Raw genomic sequence first — 16,776 nt, 5'->3', positions numbered from 1 at the left:
CGCCTGCAACGAGGCCGGCTGCAAATCTGAAAAAACGCGACCTATGAAGACGATGAATCATCTGGCTTGCTCCTCCCGAGCGGTTTTCTATTTATGGAACTTCAGATCTTGCGCAGGCGCATCCGCGCCGCTTCGGCGTGCGCCTGCAGGCCCTCGCCTTCAGCCAGCGTCACGGCGATGGGGCCGAGCACCTGGGCACCGGCTTCGCTCACTTCGATGAGGCTCGAACGCTTCTGGAAGTCGTAGACGCCGAGCGGGCTCGAGAAACGCGCCGTGCCGCTGGTCGGCAGCACGTGGTTGGGTCCGGCGCAGTAATCGCCCAGGCTTTCGCTGGTGAAGGCGCCAAGGAAGATCGCGCCGGCGTGGCGCAGCAGCGGCTCCCAGCGGTTCGGCTCGCTGCTGCTGACTTCCAGGTGTTCGGGGGCGATGCGGTTGCTGATTTCGCAGGCCTCTTCCATGCTCTTCGTGTGGATGAGGGCGCCGCGGCCGTTGAGCGAGGCCGCGATGATTTCGGCGCGCGGCATGGCTGGCAGCAGGCGGTCGATCTCGGCCTGCACGCGGTCGATGTATGCCGCATCGGGGCACAGCAAGATGCTTTGCGCGAGTTCGTCGTGCTCGGCCTGGCTGAACAGGTCCATGGCCACCCAATCGGGCGGCGTGGTGCCGTCGGCCAGGACGAGAATTTCGCTCGGGCCGGCGATCATGTCGATGCCCACGGTACCGAACACACGGCGCTTGGCGGCCGCGACGTAGGCGTTGCCCGGGCCGGTGATCTTGTCGACTGCGGGAATGGTGGCAGTGCCGTAGGCCAAGGCAGCCACGGCTTGCGCGCCGCCGATGGTGAAGCCGCGCGTCACGCCGGCCACGTAGGCTGCGGCCAGAACGAGCGGGTTCTTCTCGCCGCCCGGCGTTGGAACCACCATGATGATTTCGGCCACGCCGGCCACGTGCGCCGGAATCGCGTTCATCAGCACGCTCGACGGATAGGCCGCCTTGCCGCCCGGCACGTAGATGCCGACGCGGTCGAGCGGCGTCACCTTTTGCCCGAGCAGCGTACCGTCGGCATCGCGGTAGCTCCAGCTCTCGCCGCTCGCCTTCTTCTGGGCCTCGTGGTAGCTGCGCACACGGCGCGCGGCGGCTTCGAGTGCGTCGCGCTGGGCGGCGGGCAACGATTCGAACGCGGCCTTCAGTTCGGCCTGCGTCAGCTCCAGTTCGGGCAGCGTCCTGGCACCGAGCTTGTCGAAGCGGTTGGTGTATTCCAGCACCGCATCGTCGCCGCGTTTCTGCACGTCGGCCAGGATGTCGGCCACCACCTTCTCGATGGCCGCGTCCGCGTCGGCGGACCAATGCAGCCGCGCCTTGAATTCAGCATCGAAGCTGGCTGAAGTCGTGGAGAGACGGGCGGGGGCTGCTTTCAGTGTCATGAGGCTGGGTATGAAACTTGTCAGGGCGTGGCTGCCGCCGGAATGGCGGAAGCGAAGGCGTCGATGATGCGGCGGATCGGTTCGCGCTTGAGCTTGAGCGCGGCCTGGTTGACGACGAGGCGTGCGCTGATGTCCATGATGCGCTCGACCTCGACCAGGTGATTGGCCCGCAGCGTGTTGCCAGTCGAGACCAGGTCGACGATGGCGTCGGCCAGGCCCGTGAGCGGCGCGAGTTCCATGCTGCCGTAGAGCTTGATCAGATCGACGTGCACGCCCTTGCTGGCGAAGAAGTCGCGCGCCAGGCCCACGTATTTGGTGGCCACGCGCAGGCGGGAGCCCTGCTTCACGGCCGAGGCGTAGTCGTAGTCGGCCCGCACGGCCACGCTGAGGCGGCAGGCCGCAATGCGCAGGTCGAGCGGTTGGTAGAGGCCCTGGTTGCCGTGCTCCAGCAGCACGTCGGAGCCGGTCACGCCTAGGTCGGCGCCGCCGTACTGCACGTAGGTGGGCACGTCGGAGGCGCGCACCAGCACCACGCGCACGTCGGGCCGCGTGGTCGCAAGAATCAGCTTGCGCGATTTTTCCGGGTCTTCCGTGACCTCGATGCCGGCGGCGGCCAGCAGGGGCATCGTCTCTTCGAAGATGCGGCCTTTGGACAGAGCAAGGGTAATCATGCGGCCGCTCCCGCTACGCGCTCGATGTCGGCCCCGATGCCGCGCAGCTTGGCTTCCATGCGGTCGTAGCCGCGGTCCAGGTGGTAGATGCGGTCGATCAGCGTCTCGCCGTCGGCCACGAGCCCGGCGATCACAAGGCTGGCCGAGGCGCGCAGGTCGGTGGCCATCACGGTGGCACCCGAAAGCTGGGGCACGCCCTCGACCATCGCCACCTTGCCTTCGACATGGATGGTGGCACCCAGGCGCACCATCTCGTTCACGTGCATGAAGCGGTTCTCGAAGATGGTTTCGGTCACCATCGAGGCGCCGCGCGCAATCACGTTCAGGGCCATGAACTGGGCCTGCATGTCCGTCGGGAAGCCTGGGTATTCGGTAGTGCTGAAGCTCTGCGCCTTGAGGTGCTCGCTGGCCGGGGCCTTGGAGCTGATGCGCACGCCGCCCTCTTCCGCGGCCACCGTGCAGCCGGCATCGCGCAGCTTGTCGATCACGGCGTCCATGTGGTCGGCGCGGGCGTGGCGCAAGAACACGTCGCCGCCCGTGGCCGCAACGGCGCACAGGAAGGTGCCGGCCTCGATGCGGTCGGCCACCACCGCGTGTTCGCAGCCGTGCAGCTTTTCAACGCCCTGGATGCGAATGTGGCTGGTGCCGTGGCCCTGGATCCTGGCGCCCATGCGGATCAGCATTTCGGCCAGGTCGACGATCTCGGGCTCTTGGGCGGCGTTTTCGAGCAGCGTTTCGCCCTCGGCCAGCGCAGCGGCCATGAGGAAGTTCTCGGTGCCGGTGACCGTGACCATGTCCGTGAGGATGCGCGCGCCCTTCAGGCGGGTGCGCCCGGCCGGCAGGCTGGCGATCATGTAGCCGTGCTCGACCACGATGTCGGCGCCCATGGCCTGCAGGCCCTTGATGTGCTGGTCGACGGGCCGCGAACCGATGGCGCAGCCGCCCGGCAGCGACACCTTGGCACGGCCGAAGCGCGCGAGCAGCGGGCCCAGCGCCAGCACCGAGGCTCGCATGGTCTTCACCAGTTCGTAGGGAGCCTCGGGGTTGGCGAGGTCACCCGCGTTGAGCTGCACCGTGCCGTTGTCGTCGCGATCGGCCACCACGCCCATGTTGCGCACCAGCTTGAGCATGGTCGACACGTCCTGCAGGCGCGGCACGTTGTGCAGCGTCACGGGCTGGTCGGTCAGCAGCGCGGCGCAAAGCTCCGGCAAGGCTGCGTTCTTGGCGCCGGAAATGAGTACCTCGCCGCGAAGCTGGCGCCCGCCGCGAATCAGAAGTTTGTCCATCGAATTTCCAGCGAAATCAGGGCCCCGCGGGCCGGAGAGTTATTTTTCCAACGCCGCCCATTCGGCGGGCGTATAGGTTTTCATGGAGAGCGCATGCACCTCGTCGGTATGCATTTTCGCACCGAGGGTCGCGTAGACCCGCTGATGCCGCTGAATGGCGCGCTTGCCCTCGAATTCGGCCGACACGATGGTGGCGTACCAGTGGCGGCCGTCGCCTTCGAGCGTGATGTGCTCGCAAGGAAGATGGGACTGGATCAGGGCCTGGAGTTGTTCGGCGGTCATGGGGGTCTGAAAGAAAGGCGGGTCAGCCTCGGATTTTGTAGCCGATTCGCAGCAAGTGGACGGCAATGGCGCTCACCACCAGCCAGGCGGCTCCGACGATACCCAGGCTGAGCCAGGGCGATGCGTCGCTCACGCCGAAGAAGCCGTAGCGGAAGCCGTCGATCATGTAGAAGAACGGGTTGAGGTGGCTCACTGATTGCCAGAAAGGCGGCAGCGAGCCGATCGAATAGAACACGCCCGAGAGAAAGGTCATGGGCATGATCAGGAAGTTCTGGAACACGGCCATCTGGTCGAACTTCTCGGCCCAGAGCCCGGCAATGAGCCCCAGCGTGCCGAGCATCGCAGAGCCCAGCAGCGCGAACACCAGAATCCAGACCGGCGCGACGAAGCTCGGCATGGCGAAGAACACGGTCACCGCGAAGACGCCGAGCCCCACGGCCAGCCCGCGGATCACCGACGATCCCACATAGGCAAAGAACCAGCCCCAGTGCGAGAGCGGCGTGAGCAGCACGAAGACCAGGTTGCCCATGATCTTGCTCTGGATGATGGACGACGAGCTGTTGGCGAACGCGTTCTGCAGCACGCTCATCATCACGAGGCCTGGCACCAGAAACGCCGTGTAGCCGACCGACCCATAGACCTTCACATGGTCTTCGAGCACGTGCCCGAACACCATGAGATAGAGCAGCGCGGTGAGCACCGGCGCGCCCACGGTCTGGAAGCCGACCTTCCAGAAGCGCAGCGTTTCCTTGTAAAGCAGCGCGCGCCAACCTGTCACAGCCATCATCGCGAGACCTCCAGCGGCGTTTGCTCACCCGCCATCAGGTCGATGAACACGTCTTCAAGATCGGCCTTGCGCATTTCCACATCTTCCACGGCGACGCCGGCTTCGCGGATCGCGGCCAGCAGTTGTTCGACTTCATGGGCGTTCTGCGCCGGCAGTTGCACGATGCGCCCCGTGATGCGCGCATGCTGGGCAATGGCCCAGGGCAGCATGGAATCGGTCTTGAACCGCAGCACGTTGCTCGCGGCCGACTTCAGGAGTTCGCTGGTGCGGTCGAGCGCGATCACGCGGCCCAGCTTGAGCATGGCGATACGGCTGCACAGCGCCTCGGCTTCCTCGAGGTAGTGCGTGGTCAGTAGCACGGTGCTGCCCTGCTTGTTGAGCTTGGCAACAAACTGCCAGAGCGTCTGGCGCAACTCCACGTCGACGCCGGCGGTGGGCTCGTCGAGCACGATGACCGGCGGCTTGTGCACCAGCGCTTGCGCCACGAGCACCCGGCGTTTCATGCCGCCCGAAAGCTGGCGCATGTTGGCCGTGGCCTTGTCGGCGAGGCCAAGGCTTTGCAGCAATTCGTCGATCCAGGCTTCGTTGTTCTTGATACCGAAGTAGCCCGACTGGATGCGCAGCGATTCCCGTACGTTGAAAAACGGGTCGAACACCAGCTCCTGCGGCACGATGCCAAGCTGGCGCCGGGCTTCGGCATAGTCGCGCTGCACGTCGAAGCCATGCACGCTGATGGCCCCGGCCGTAGGACGAGACAGGCCGGCCAGCATGCTGATGAGCGTGGTCTTGCCCGCGCCGTTGGGGCCGAGCAAGCCGAAGAACTCGCCCGGCTCGATCTGGAAGCTGACCTCCTCGACGGCGCGCAGCCCTTGCTTGCCTTGGGCCCGTTGCTGTCTGGAGGGAGGGTAGGTCTTGGAGACCGATTGGAATGAGATCGCGGGCATGGGAGCCGGCGATTTTACGGGCGCGCCCGGCAAGCTGCTGCGCCGGGTCCGGATGCCCTGACGTGCGAGGGCCCTGACTACCGGCTACCTGCTACCGGCTAGGGTGCCGCCGGCAAGAGACCCGCGATGCCGTACAGGGCGGCCAGCTCGCGCAAGCGCGGCGAGAGCCCCTTCACGGCAAAACCGCGGCCCAGCGCGCTCGACTCGCGCCGGCACTCCAGCAGCACGGCCAGGGCCGACGAATCGAACTGCGTCAAGGCGCTGGCGTCGACCACTGTCGAGGTGTCGGTCTGCCCCGCCAACCCCTGCTGCAGCATGCGCATGCAGGCAGGGGCCTCGTCGTGGGTGAGTTTCGTCGGCAGCACCAGCATGGCGTCAATTCTTGCCGCTGTTGCCCTTGTTGCGCGCTGCCAGCGCTGCAATCAGGCCATCGATACCGCGGGCATTGATTTCCTGCGAGAACTGGGTGCGGTAGGTATCGACGAGCCAGACGCCCAGCACATTGAGGTTGTACACCTTCCAGCCGCCGCCCTGGCCGGGTGTTTTCTCAAGGCGGTAGTCCAGCTGCACCGGGTCGCCGCGGCCCTTGACCTCGGTGCGCACCAGCACCTCGGTGTCTTCGGGCGAACCGCGGAACGGGCGAACCGTGACGGTCTGGTCGCTTACCTGGTCGAGCGCGCCGGCATAGGTGCGCACGAGCAGGGTCTTGAATTCATCCTGCAGACGCTTCTGCTGTTCGGGCGTGGCCTGGCGCCATGCCGGGCCCACGGCGGAAGCCGTCATGCGCTGGAAATTGACGTTGGGCATGATCTTGCTGTCGACCAGCAGCATGATCTTGTTGATGTCGCCTGCCTTGATGGAGGTGTCGGCCTTGATGGTTTCGAGCACATCGGTAGACAGCCGCTTGACCAGCGCATCGGGCGCTTCGTCTGCAGCGTGCGCCGGGCGCACGAACGCCGCGGCGGCGCCAAAAAGAAGTGCGCTGGCCAGTACCAGGCGGCCAAAGCCGCGTCGTTGCAAGATATTGTTGTTCATGGCAATTCCCTCAAGTTTTGAAAATCCACAAGGCGCAAACGAAAGGCGCGCCTTGTGGAAAGAACGTATTCGACGGGCTCGAAGCCGACCGGGTTCCTGAAGCGCAGGTGAAGCCTTGAAACCGGATGCAAGCAGAAAACATCTCGTCCGGTAGTGAACAGCCTCTTTTCGGCTCGATTCCTGTTCTTACTTTCCGCCTTGGTCGTCGTCGGGCGGATTGCCGTCGTAGACGTCGTTGCGGCGGTGCTGCAGGAAGGCGTCGCGGGTGAAGGTGTACTTGTCGAGCGCCGCATCATCGAGCAGGCGGCCGGCACGCAGGTACTTTGCGCGCGTATCGACCACTTCGAGCACGGAAAGCGAATTGCGCCATGCAACGTCGTTCATGTTCCCGATCACGCTTCCGGCCCGGTCGACCGGCAGGGCCGCCGTGTCGCGCAGGGTCGAAGGGCCGAGCAGCGGCAGCACGACGTACGGGCCCGCGCCCACGCCCCAGCGTCCCAGCGTCTGGCCGAAGTCTTCTTCGTGGCGGTCGATGCCGGCTTCGGTGGCGATGTCCAGGAGACCGCCGAGCCCGAAGAAGGTGTTGACGTTGACCCGCATGAAGGTTTCGGCGCTGTTCTGCAGCTTGAGCTGGGCCACGCTGTTGGCAAAGCTCCAGACATCGCCCAGGTTGCCGAAGAAATTGCTCACGCCGGTGCGCACCATGGAGGGCAGCACGCGCTGGTAGGCCGTGGCCACCGGCACCAGCACAGCTTCGTCGACCTTGTCGTTAAAACTGGTGACGCCTCGGTTGAATGGCTCGAACGGGTCGGCCGGATTGGCCCGGGGGCCGCTAGCGCAGCCTGCAAGCACCGCAAAAACGGCTGCCACGCTCATCCAGCGTGCATGGCTCGCTACGTTATTCATAGCGATCGAGGAAAAAAGGCTTGTTTTCATTTTTTGTTGGCTGTTCCCGGCGTCGAAGTATTTCCTTCTGCCGCCTTGCTGTAGAGGAACTGGCTGATCAGGTTTTCCAGCACCACGGCCGATTGGGTCGAGGTAATGGTGTCGCCGGCTTGCAGGTTCTTCTCCTCGGCGCCCGCCTCGATTCCGATGTACTGCTCGCCGAGCAGGCCACTGGTCAGGATCTTGAGCGAGCTGTCCTTGGGAAAACTGTAACGGTTTTGCAATGCCAGCGTGACGCTGGCCTGAAAGGACTTGTCGTCGAACGAGATCGATTCCACACGGCCGACCACCACGCCCGCGCTCTTGACCGCGGTTTGCGGCTTGAGACCGCCGATGTTGTCGAAGCGCGCGGTGACGTTGTACGTCTTCTGGAAATTCAGGCTCAGCAGGTTGGCCGATTGCAGCGCGAGGAACAGAAGCGCCGCGCCGCCGATCAGGACGAACAGGCCGACCCAGATGTCGTTAGTGGAACGTTGCATGGTTTGCACTCTCTAGAACGATTGGAGCCCAGGCTCCTTCAAATACTGAACATCATGGCGGTCAACAGGAAGTCGAGGCCGAGCACCGACAGCGATGCCATGACCACCGTGCGCGTGGTCGCGCGCGACACGCCTTCAGGCGTGGGCTGGGCCTCGTAGCCCTGCAGCAGCGCAATGAAGGTCACGGTAAAGCCGAAGACGATGCTCTTGATCACGCCGTTGCCGACGTCGCGCCAGACATCGACGCCGCCTTGCATCTGACCCCAGAACGCGCCCGGGTCGACGCCCAGCATCAGCACGCCCACTACGTAGCCCCCCATGATGCCGACCGCGCTGAACACGGCCGCCAGCAGCGGCATGGTGATGACGCCGGCCCAAAAGCGTGGAGCAAGAATTCGCCGCACGGGGTCGACGGCCATCATTTCCATGGCACTGAGCTGCTCGCCGGCCTTCATGAGGCCGATTTCTGCAGTCAGCGAGGTACCGGCACGCCCGGTAAAAAGCAAGGCTGCCACCACGGGGCCGAGCTCGCGCACCAAGCTGAGGGCGACCAGCAGGCCAAGCGCCTCGGAAGAACCGTAGCGCTGCAGTGCGTAATACATCTGCAGGCCGAGCACAAAGCCGACGAAAAGGCCGGACACCGCAATGATGGCGAGCGAGTAATTGCCCAGAAAGTGAATCTGGTCGCGCACCAGGCTGAAGCGCCGGAGGCTCTGCGCGCCTTGGAACGCCAGGCGAATGAACAGCTTGGCGCCATAGCCCATATCGGCAAGCTTGCTGCGCACAGCAAAGCCGACATCGGCGGGCTTCCACCAGGTCATGCGCGCCCTCCCTCATTGCCGAAATCTGCTTCGATTCCAACGCCAGGGTAATGAAAATGCACCGGCCCGTCGGGCAGCGCATTGACGAACTGGTGAACCAGCGGATCGGCGCTCTGCCGCACTTCGTCAGGCGTGCCCTGCGCTGCGATGGCGCCGTTGGCCAGGATGATCACGTGATCGGCGATGCGGAATGTTTCTTCGAGATCATGCGACACGACGATGCTGGTCAGCCCCAGCGTGTCGTTGAGCTGGCGGATCAGCCGCGCCGCAGTGCCGAGCGAAATCGGGTCGAGGCCGGCAAAAGGCTCGTCGTACATCACAAGGTCGGGGTCGAGCGCAATGGCGCGCGCCAGGGCTACGCGCCGCGCCATGCCGCCGGACACTTCGCTGGGCAAGAGGTCTCGCGCGCCGCGCAAGCCCACTGCGTCAAGCTTCATGAGCACGATGTCGCGCACCAGTGCTTCCGACAGCTGCGTGTGCTCACGCAAAGGAAAGGCGACGTTGTCGAACACGCTCATGTCAGTGAACAAGGCACCGAACTGGAAGAGCATGCCCATGCGCCGCCGCGCTTTATACAGAGCCGCCGCATCGAATTTGCCGACGTCCTGGCCGTCGAAAAGCACCTGCCCGCGCTGCGCCCGCTGCTGTCCGCCGACGAGCCGCAGCACGGTGGTCTTTCCGCCGCCGGAGGCTCCCATGAGCGCAGTGACCTTGCCGCGCGGAACGGCAAAAGACACCCCGTCGAGAATCGCACGTGCGCCATAGCCGAACGTAACGTCGCGGAACTCTACAAAAGGGTGTGGCTGTGCGGCTGGGTCCATCTCAATAAAAAAGCCGGGCGCCTTGACAGGCATCCCGGCATGCGGTTTCTGCAAATGATAGCGGGGCCGTGAGTGGCCCCGCGAAATTGAAACAAAAATCAGCGCGGTAAGTCGCTAAATCCCATCAAAAATTCATCCACCGAGCGCGCAGCCTGTCGGCCTTCGCGAATTGCCCACACCACCAGCGACTGGCCGCGGCGGATATCGCCCGCTGCGAACACCTTGGGTACATTGGTGGCATAGCCGCCGATGAAATCGACGGTTGCCTTGGCATTGCCGCGCGCGTCCTTCTCGACGCCGAAGGCATCCAGCACGGTGGCCACAGGGCTGATGAAGCCCATGGCCAGCAGCACGAGATCGGCCTTGAGGATCTGCTCGCTGCCCGCCACTTCCTGCATTTTTCCGTCTTTCCACTCCACGCGGACGGTCTTCAGGCCGGTAACCTTGCCCTTTTCGCCGATGAACTCCTTGGTGGAGATGGCGAATTCGCGCTCGCAGCCTTCTTCGTGGCTGGAACTGGTGCGCAGCTTGATCGGCCAGTAAGGCCAGGTCAGCGGGCGGTTTTCTTCTTCGGGCGGCTGCGGCATCAGCTCGAACTGGGTGACGCTGGCTGCACCGTGGCGGTTGCTGGTACCCACGCAGTCGGAGCCGGTGTCGCCGCCGCCGATGACGATGACGTGCTTGCCTTCGGCGCGCAACTGGCCCTTGACCTTGTCGCCCGCATTGACGCGGTTCTGCTGCGGCAGGAACTCCATCGCAAAGTGGATGCCGTCCAGGTCGCGGCCCGGTACCGGCAGGTCGCGCGATTGCTCGGCGCCGCCGGTGAGCAGCACGGCATCGAACTCCTTGTCCAGTTGCTCGGGCGTGACGGTTTCCTTGGCGAGATTGGTCACCTTGGAGCCCTTGCCGAGCGTGTCTTTCGAGGCGCCGACGATCACGCCGGTGCGGAAGGTGACGCCCTCGGCCTTCATCTGCTCGACGCGGCGGTCGATGTGCGTCTTCTCCATCTTGAAGTCGGGAATGCCGTAGCGCAGCAGGCCGCCGATGCGGTCGTTCTTTTCGAACAGCGTCACGTCGTGGCCGGCGCGCGCGAGTTGCTGCGCCGCGGCCATGCCGGCCGGGCCCGAACCCACCACCGCCACTTTCTTGCCCGTCTTGTGCTTGGCAACGCGTGGCGCGACCCAGCCTTCGTCCCAGGCGCGGTCGATGATGGCGTGTTCCAGCGACTTGATGCCCACGGGGTCGTCGTTCACGTTGAGCACGCAGGCCGCCTCGCAGGGTGCGGGGCAGATGCGGCCGGTGAACTCCGGAAAGTTGTTGGTCGAGTCGAGCACCGCGAAGGCGTTCTGCCAGTCGTTGCGGTACACGAGGTCGTTGAAGTCCGGAATGATGTTGTTGACCGGGCAGCCGCTGTTGCAGAACGGCGTGCCGCAGTCCATGCAGCGTGCGCCCTGCACCTTGGCCTGCTCGTTCGTCAGGCCGACGACGAATTCCTTGTAATGCTTGACGCGCTCTTCAACGGGCTTGTAGCCCTCTTCGATGCGCTCATGCTCCATGAAGCCGGTGATCTTTCCCATCGCGTGCTTTCCTTTGTTCTCTGTGTCGCCGGTTATCAGACCGCGGCCGGCGTGGCCTGCGGTGCGGCGGCGATCGCGTGCGGCTCGAGGCCGATGTGCGCGTTGTTGCCGCTGCTCGTGAGCTCGACCTTGCGGTCGTGCAGCTCGGCGAGCGCACGCTTGTATTCGTTCGGGAACACCTTGACGAACTTGGTGCGCGCCACGGCCCAGTTGTCGAGCAGTTCGCGTGCACGCTTGCTGCCGGTCCAGCGGTGGTGCTCTTCGAGCAGCTTCTTGAGCTGGGCCTCGTCGGTCTCGCCGCCGTGCCAGATCTTGCGATGCACGCTCGCGGTCTGCTCGGCCGAGGTCAGCACCTTGTCGAGCGACACCATCGAGAGATTGCAGCGCGTCGCGAACTGGCCGTCTTCGTCGTAGACGAAAGCCACGCCGCCGCTCATGCCCGCCGCAAAGTTGCGGCCCGTCTTGCCGAGCACCGCAACCGTGCCGCCGGTCATGTATTCGCAGCCATGGTCGCCAGTGCCTTCGACGACTGCCGTGGCACCCGAGAGGCGCACCGCGAAACGTTCGCCGGCCACGCCGCACAGATAGGCTTCGCCGGTGGTCGCGCCATAGAGCGCGGTGTTGCCGACGATGGTGTTGCGGATGGCTTCACCGCGGAAGTCGAGGCTCGGGCGAACCACCACGCGGCCGCCCGAAAGGCCCTTGCCGGTGTAGTCGTTGGCATCGCCGATCAAGTACAGCGTGATGCCGCGCGCCAGGAAAGCACCGAACGACTGGCCGCCCGTGCCTTCGAGCTGGATGCGGATCGAATCGTCGGGCAGGCCCTGCGGATGCACCTTGGTCAGCGCGCCCGACAGCATGGCGCCCACCGAGCGGTTGACGTTGCGCGCCACCTCGATGAACTGCACCTTCTCGCCGCGCTCGATGGCGGGGCGGGACTTTTCGATCAGCTTGACGTCCAGCGCCTTGTCCAGGCCGTGGTCCTGGTTTTCGACGTGGTAGCGCGGCACTTCGGCAGGCACCGTCGGCAGCGCGAACAGGCGGCTGAAGTCCAGGCCCGAGGCTTTCCAGTGCTCGATGCCCTTGCGCATGTCGAGCAGGTCGGCGCGGCCGATCAGGTCGTCGAACTTGCGGATGCCGAGCTGGGCCATGATCTGGCGCACTTCTTCCGCAACGAAGAAGAAGTAGTTGACCACGTGCTCGGGCTTGCCCGAGAACTTCTTGCGCAGGATCGGGTCTTGCGTGGCCACGCCCACCGGGCAGGTGTTCAGGTGGCACTTGCGCATCATGATGCAGCCTTCGACCACCAGCGGCGCGGTGGCAAAGCCGAACTCGTCAGCCCCCAGCAGCGCGCCGATGGCGACGTCGCGGCCGGTCTTCATCTGGCCGTCGGCCTGCACGCGGATGCGGCTGCGCAGGCGGTTGAGCACCAGCGTCTGCTGCGTTTCGGCGAGGCCGATTTCCCACGGGCTGCCCGCGTGCTTGATGGACGACCAGGGCGACGCGCCCGTGCCGCCGTCATGGCCCGCGATCACCACGTGGTCGCTCTTGCACTTGGCAACGCCGGCTGCAATGGTGCCCACGCCGATTTCGCTCACCAGCTTGACGCTGATGCTCGCGTGCGGTGCGGCGTTCTTCAGGTCGTGAATCAGCTGCGCCAGGTCTTCAATGGAGTAGATGTCGTGGTGCGGCGGGGGCGAGATCAGGCCGACGCCCGGAACCGCATAGCGCTGCTTGCCGATGTACTCGGTGACCTTGCCGCCCGGGAGCTGGCCGCCCTCGCCCGGCTTGGCGCCCTGCGCCATCTTGATCTGGATCTGGTCGGCCGAATGCAGGTACTCGGCCGTGACGCCGAAGCGGCCCGAAGCCACCTGCTTGATGCGCGAACGCAGCGAGTCGCCGTCTTTCAGCGGCAGGTCGACTTCGACATTGGCCGCGCCGATCACGCTCTTGAGCGTGTCGCCCTGCTTGATCGGAATGCCCTTGAGCTCGTTGCGGTAGCGCGCCGGATCTTCGCCGCCCTCGCCCGTGTTGCTCTTGCCGCCGATGCGGTTCATGGCAATGGCAAGCGTGGAGTGCGCTTCGGTGCTGATCGAGCCGAGCGACATCGCGCCGGTGGCAAAGCGCTTGACGATTTCGGCCGCGGGTTCGACCTCGTCGACCGGAATGGCCTTGGCCGGGTCCAGCTTGAACTCGAACAGGCCGCGCAGCGTGAGATGGCGGCGGTTCTGGTCGTTGATGAGCTGCGCGTATTCCTTGTACGTGTTCCAGTTGTTCGAGCGCGTGCTGTGCTGCAGCTTGGCGATGGCGTCGGGCGTCCACATGTGCTCTTCGCCGCGCGTGCGCCAGGCATATTCACCGCCGGCGTCGAGCATGTTGGAAAGAATCGGATCGTCGCCGAAGGCCGCCTTGTGCATGCGGATGGCTTCTTCGGCAATCTCGAACACGCCGATGCCCTCGACGCGGCTGGCCGTGCCGGTGAAGTACTTGTTGACGGTGGCGGTATTCAGGCCGATGGCCTCGAAGAGCTGCGCGCCGCAATAGCTCATGTAGGTGCTGACACCCATCTTCGACATGATCTTCGACAGACCCTTGCCGATGGCCTTGACGTAGTTGTAGACCGCCTTCTCGGCGCTCATGTCGCCCGGCAGGTCGGCGTGCATGGCCGCGAGCGTTTCCATGGCCAGGTAGGGGTGCACGGCTTCCGCGCCGTAGCCCGCCAGCACGCCAAAATGATGCACTTCACGCGCCGAACCGGTTTCGACGACGAGGCCTGCCGTGGTGCGCAGGCCCTCGCGCACCAGGTACTGGTGCACGGCCGACAGCGCGAGCACGGCGGGAATCGCAACTTGCGTCGGGCTCACGCCGCGGTCGCTCACGATCAGGATGTTGTGGCCGCCCTTGATGGCATCGACCGCTTCGGCGCAGAGCGAAGCCAGCTTGGCCTCGACGCCTTCGTCGCCCCAGGCGAGCGGGTAGGTGATGTCGAGAACATAGCTCTTGAACTTGCCTTGCGTGTACTTGCCGATGTCGCGCAGCTTGGCCATGTCGGCAAAGTCGAGAATCGGCTGGCTCACTTCGAGCCGCATCGGCGGGTTGACCTGGTTGATGTCCAGCAGGTTGGGCTTGGGGCCGATGAACGACACCAGCGACATCACGATGGCTTCGCGGATCGGGTCGATAGGCGGGTTGGTCACTTGCGCGAACAACTGCTTGAAGTAGTTGTAGAGCGGCTTGTTCTTGCTGGAGAGCACGGCCAGCGGGCTGTCGTTGCCCATGGAGCCGATGCCTTCTTCGCCGGCCTGCGCCATCGGGCTCATCAGGAACTTGATGTCTTCCTGGGTGTAGCCAAAGGCCTGCTGGCGGTCGAGCAGCGCGACCTGGCTGACGGGCGCCTTGATCGTTGCCGCGGCGGGTTCGGCCTGCACGCTGTCGAGCTTGATGCGCAGGTTTTCGATCCACTGCTTGTAGGGCTTGCTGTTGGCGAGGGTGGCCTTGACCTCCTCGTCATCGATCATGCGGCCCTGCTCCAGGTCGATCAGGAACATCTTGCCGGGCTGCAGGCGCCACTTGCGCACGATCTTCTGCTCGGGCACGGGCAGCACGCCCGATTCCGAAGCCATGATGACCAGGTCGTCGTCCGTCACGCAGTAGCGCGATGGGCGCAGGCCGTTGCGGTCGAGCGTGGCGCCGATCTGGCGGCCGTCGGTGAACACGATGGAAGCCGGGCCGTCCCACGGCTCGAGCATGGCGGCGTGGTACTCATAGAAAGCGCGGCGGCGCGGGTCCATGGTGGCGTGCTGCTCCCACGGTTCGGGAATCATCATCATCACCGCCTGGCTGATGGGGTAGCCCGCCATCGTCAGCAGCTCGAGGCAGTTGTCGAACGTGGCGGTGTCGGACTGGCCGGCAAAGCTGATGGGGTACAGCTTCTGCAGGTCGGCGCCGAGCACGGGCGAAGACATCACGCCTTCGCGCGCCTTCATCCAGTTGTAGTTGCCCTTGACCGTGTTGATTTCGCCGTTGTGGGCGACATAGCGGTACGGGTGGGCCAGCGGCCATTCAGGGAAAGTGTTGGTCGAGAAGCGCTGGTGCACGAGGCCGAGGGCCGAGATGCAGCGCTTGTCCTGCAGGTCGAGGTAATAGGTACCCACCTGGTCGGCCAGCAGCAGGCCCTTGTAGACCACGGTGCGGCTCGACATGCTCGGAACGTAGTATTCCTTGCTGTGCTTGAGCTTCAGGCGCTGGATGTTGGCGCTGGCGGTCTTGCGGATGACGTACAGCTTGCGCTCCAGCGCGTCCTGCACGATCACGTCGTTGCCGCGGCCGATGAACACCTGGCGCAGCAGCGGTTCCTTGGCGCGCACGGTGGGCGACATCGGCATGTCGCGGTTGACCGGCACGTCGCGCCAGCCCAGCAGCACCTGGCCTTCGGCCTTGATGGCGCGTTCCATTTCCTGCTCGCAGGCTTCGCGCGAGGCGTGTTCCTTCGGCAGGAAGATCATGCCCACGCCGTATTCGCCCGGCGGCGGCAGCGTGACACCCTGCTTGGCCATTTCTTCGCGGTACAGATGGTCGGGCAACTGGATCAGGATGCCCGCGCCGTCGCCCATGAGCTTGTCAGCGCCCACTGCGCCGCGATGGTCGAGGTTTTCGAGGATCTTCAGGCCCTGCAGCACGATCGCATGGCTTTTCTCGCCCTTGATGTGCGCCACGAAGCCGACGCCGCATGCATCGTGCTCGTCGGCACCGGAATACAGACCGTGTTGTTGGAGATGTTCGATCTCGGCAGCCGTCGTCATGGCGCACTCCTTCAGTTTTTCGCAGGGAAGAGAAGGATATTGCGATGCACAAAGAATGCCAAACACTTTAATAGGGGTCAGATTCCTATTAAATTCCGAGTATTCTTGTCTGAATTAAATAAGGGACAGATTAAAAGAGCAGCAGCAGGCCCAAACGGCGCGGCCGATCACGCGCCAGAGCTCAGGAAGTGGACGCAGTTGGCGGACGGCCAGCCTTGGCCTTGGTCACGCGCCGCTCGGTCGATTTTTGAAGGGAAGCAAGAAAATCGGCATCGCCGGCTGCCCACCCGCGCAACGTGGCTTCCGTAAGAGCGCCCTGGTCGGCGGATCGCACGCCCGCATGCACCAGTTCGACGTATGCGGCCTCGCGGGCAAAGGGCGTGTTGCCCAATTCCCAGTACAGCGGATGCGGCGTGAGCAGCTTGTCATGCCGCAAACCCGCGTAGTGCCCATAGCTGGACCAGGGAAAGTCGCGCGCGTCCACGACCATGCCAGCCCGCACGGGGTTGAGGTCGATGTACGCCATGCAGGTCAGCAGGTAACGATCGGTCTGGATCAGCGTGGACCTGTAGCGCCCCTCCCACAAGGTTCCGCTGCGGCCATGGCGGTCGTTGAAGTAGCGCACATAGCTGCGCCCCACCGCCTGCATGAACTGCGGCAGTCCAGTGGTGGTACCGGGCGTTGCCAGCAGATGGAAATGGTTGTCCATCAGCACATAGGCGTGCAGCGCGATGCCGAATCGCACGGCGTTGTCGGCCAACAGGGCAAGCAGGCGCTCATGGTCCGCACGGTCGACAAAGATCGCCTGGCGGTTGTTTCCGCGCTGGATCACGTGGTGCGGCATGTCGGCCAGCGTGAGACGGGGGAGACGGGCCATGGGGTTGAGGCGGCGCGCTCTCGCG

15 protein-coding genes are annotated in these 16,776 nt (G+C 64.5%); all 15 read right to left on the bottom strand.

Annotated elements, in window-relative coordinates; all coding sequences use genetic code 11:
* Positions 1 to 101: 101 nt before the first annotated feature.
* The 15 genes from hisD to QHG62_RS02860 all read right to left on the bottom strand — a co-directional run bounded on the left by hisD (position 102) and on the right by QHG62_RS02860 (position 16,751).
* Complete coding sequence (hisD, locus tag QHG62_RS02930; RefSeq protein WP_281149333.1) at positions 102 to 1,424, bottom strand: histidinol dehydrogenase; 1,323 nt, start codon at positions 1,422 to 1,424, stop codon at positions 102 to 104.
* Between the two features lie 20 nt (positions 1,425 to 1,444).
* Positions 1,445 to 2,095 (bottom strand): ATP phosphoribosyltransferase, encoded by a 651-nt coding sequence (hisG, locus tag QHG62_RS02925; RefSeq protein WP_281149332.1) that lies wholly within the window; start codon positions 2,093 to 2,095, stop codon positions 1,445 to 1,447.
* Entirely contained in the window at positions 2,092 to 3,381 is a 1,290-nt protein-coding gene (gene murA, locus QHG62_RS02920) for a UDP-N-acetylglucosamine 1-carboxyvinyltransferase (RefSeq protein WP_281149331.1), read from the bottom strand. Before murA ends, hisG begins: the two co-directional genes overlap by 4 nt.
* A gap of 39 nt (positions 3,382 to 3,420) precedes the next feature.
* Positions 3,421 to 3,663 (bottom strand): BolA family protein, encoded by a 243-nt coding sequence (locus QHG62_RS02915; RefSeq protein ID WP_012746311.1) that lies wholly within the window; start codon positions 3,661 to 3,663, stop codon positions 3,421 to 3,423.
* Between the two features lie 22 nt (positions 3,664 to 3,685).
* Positions 3,686 to 4,441, bottom strand: a complete 756-nt coding sequence (locus tag QHG62_RS02910; protein ID WP_281151482.1) for an ABC transporter permease — start codon at positions 4,439 to 4,441, stop codon at positions 3,686 to 3,688.
* A gap of 5 nt (positions 4,442 to 4,446) precedes the next feature.
* Positions 4,447 to 5,394 (bottom strand): ABC transporter ATP-binding protein, encoded by a 948-nt coding sequence (locus QHG62_RS02905; protein ID WP_281149329.1) that lies wholly within the window; start codon positions 5,392 to 5,394, stop codon positions 4,447 to 4,449.
* Between the two features lie 98 nt (positions 5,395 to 5,492).
* A complete protein-coding gene (locus QHG62_RS02900) occupies positions 5,493 to 5,765 on the bottom strand; it encodes an STAS domain-containing protein (protein ID WP_126745531.1) in 273 nt (90 codons plus the stop codon).
* A 4-nt stretch (positions 5,766 to 5,769) separates the two neighbouring features.
* The gene (locus QHG62_RS02895) at positions 5,770 to 6,429 is read right to left on the bottom strand and encodes an MlaC/ttg2D family ABC transporter substrate-binding protein (protein ID WP_281149328.1); all 660 of its coding nucleotides are present in this window, start codon (positions 6,427 to 6,429) and stop codon (positions 5,770 to 5,772) included.
* Positions 6,430 to 6,615: 186 nt separating this feature from the next.
* Positions 6,616 to 7,335: an MlaA family lipoprotein gene (locus tag QHG62_RS02890; protein WP_281149327.1), complete on the bottom strand. Its 720-nt coding sequence runs from the start codon at positions 7,333 to 7,335 to the stop codon at positions 6,616 to 6,618.
* 26 nt (positions 7,336 to 7,361) lie between these two features.
* On the bottom strand, positions 7,362 to 7,853 hold the full coding sequence (mlaD, locus tag QHG62_RS02885; RefSeq protein ID WP_281149326.1) for an outer membrane lipid asymmetry maintenance protein MlaD: 492 nt from the start codon (positions 7,851 to 7,853) through the stop codon (positions 7,362 to 7,364).
* A gap of 38 nt (positions 7,854 to 7,891) precedes the next feature.
* The gene (gene mlaE, locus QHG62_RS02880; protein WP_281149324.1) at positions 7,892 to 8,674 is read right to left on the bottom strand and encodes a lipid asymmetry maintenance ABC transporter permease subunit MlaE; all 783 of its coding nucleotides are present in this window, start codon (positions 8,672 to 8,674) and stop codon (positions 7,892 to 7,894) included.
* The gene (locus QHG62_RS02875) at positions 8,671 to 9,528 is read right to left on the bottom strand and encodes an ABC transporter ATP-binding protein (RefSeq protein WP_281149323.1); all 858 of its coding nucleotides are present in this window, start codon (positions 9,526 to 9,528) and stop codon (positions 8,671 to 8,673) included. Before QHG62_RS02875 ends, mlaE begins: the two co-directional genes overlap by 4 nt.
* 65 nt (positions 9,529 to 9,593) lie before the next feature.
* Positions 9,594 to 11,072, bottom strand: coding sequence for a glutamate synthase subunit beta (locus QHG62_RS02870; protein ID WP_281149322.1), 1,479 nt, complete (start codon positions 11,070 to 11,072; stop codon positions 9,594 to 9,596).
* Between the two features lie 35 nt (positions 11,073 to 11,107).
* Positions 11,108 to 15,874, bottom strand: coding sequence for a glutamate synthase-related protein (locus tag QHG62_RS02865; protein WP_281149321.1), 4,767 nt, complete (start codon positions 15,872 to 15,874; stop codon positions 11,108 to 11,110).
* 181 nt (positions 15,875 to 16,055) lie between these two features.
* The gene (locus QHG62_RS02860; RefSeq protein ID WP_281149320.1) at positions 16,056 to 16,751 is read right to left on the bottom strand and encodes a transposase; all 696 of its coding nucleotides are present in this window, start codon (positions 16,749 to 16,751) and stop codon (positions 16,056 to 16,058) included.
* Positions 16,752 to 16,776: the final 25 nt, after the last annotated feature.

It is taken from the genome of Variovorax paradoxus (assembly GCF_029919115.1).
Taxonomy (GTDB): Bacteria; Pseudomonadota; Gammaproteobacteria; order Burkholderiales; family Burkholderiaceae_C; genus Variovorax; species Variovorax paradoxus_O.
Note: the sequence above shows the minus strand (reverse complement) of the source record. Positions and strands in the feature narration are given on the sequence as shown.

Bases quoted from the DNA above. Each gene is read 5' to 3' on its own strand.
- QHG62_RS02875 (WP_281149323.1), bottom strand. From the start codon at position 9,528: ATGCCTGTCAAGGCGCCCGGCTTTTTTATTGAGATGGACCCAGCCGCA.
- mlaD (WP_281149326.1), bottom strand. From the start codon at position 7,853: ATGCAACGTTCCACTAACGACATCTGGGTCGGCCTGTTCGTCCTGATC.
- hisD (WP_281149333.1), bottom strand. From the start codon at position 1,424: ATGACACTGAAAGCAGCCCCCGCCCGTCTCTCCACGACTTCAGCCAGC.
- murA (WP_281149331.1), bottom strand. From the start codon at position 3,381: ATGGACAAACTTCTGATTCGCGGCGGGCGCCAGCTTCGCGGCGAGGTA.
- QHG62_RS02890 (WP_281149327.1), bottom strand. From the start codon at position 7,335: ATGAATAACGTAGCGAGCCATGCACGCTGGATGAGCGTGGCAGCCGTT.
- QHG62_RS02905 (WP_281149329.1), bottom strand. From the start codon at position 5,394: ATGCCCGCGATCTCATTCCAATCGGTCTCCAAGACCTACCCTCCCTCC.
- hisG (WP_281149332.1), bottom strand. From the start codon at position 2,095: ATGATTACCCTTGCTCTGTCCAAAGGCCGCATCTTCGAAGAGACGATG.
- QHG62_RS02870 (WP_281149322.1), bottom strand. From the start codon at position 11,072: ATGGGAAAGATCACCGGCTTCATGGAGCATGAGCGCATCGAAGAGGGC.
- mlaE (WP_281149324.1), bottom strand. From the start codon at position 8,674: ATGACCTGGTGGAAGCCCGCCGATGTCGGCTTTGCTGTGCGCAGCAAG.
- QHG62_RS02860 (WP_281149320.1), bottom strand. From the start codon at position 16,751: ATGGCCCGTCTCCCCCGTCTCACGCTGGCCGACATGCCGCACCACGTG.
- QHG62_RS02895 (WP_281149328.1), bottom strand. From the start codon at position 6,429: ATGAACAACAATATCTTGCAACGACGCGGCTTTGGCCGCCTGGTACTG.
- QHG62_RS02900 (WP_126745531.1), bottom strand. From the start codon at position 5,765: ATGCTGGTGCTGCCGACGAAACTCACCCACGACGAGGCCCCTGCCTGC.
- QHG62_RS02915 (WP_012746311.1), bottom strand. From the start codon at position 3,663: ATGACCGCCGAACAACTCCAGGCCCTGATCCAGTCCCATCTTCCTTGC.
- QHG62_RS02865 (WP_281149321.1), bottom strand. From the start codon at position 15,874: ATGACGACGGCTGCCGAGATCGAACATCTCCAACAACACGGTCTGTAT.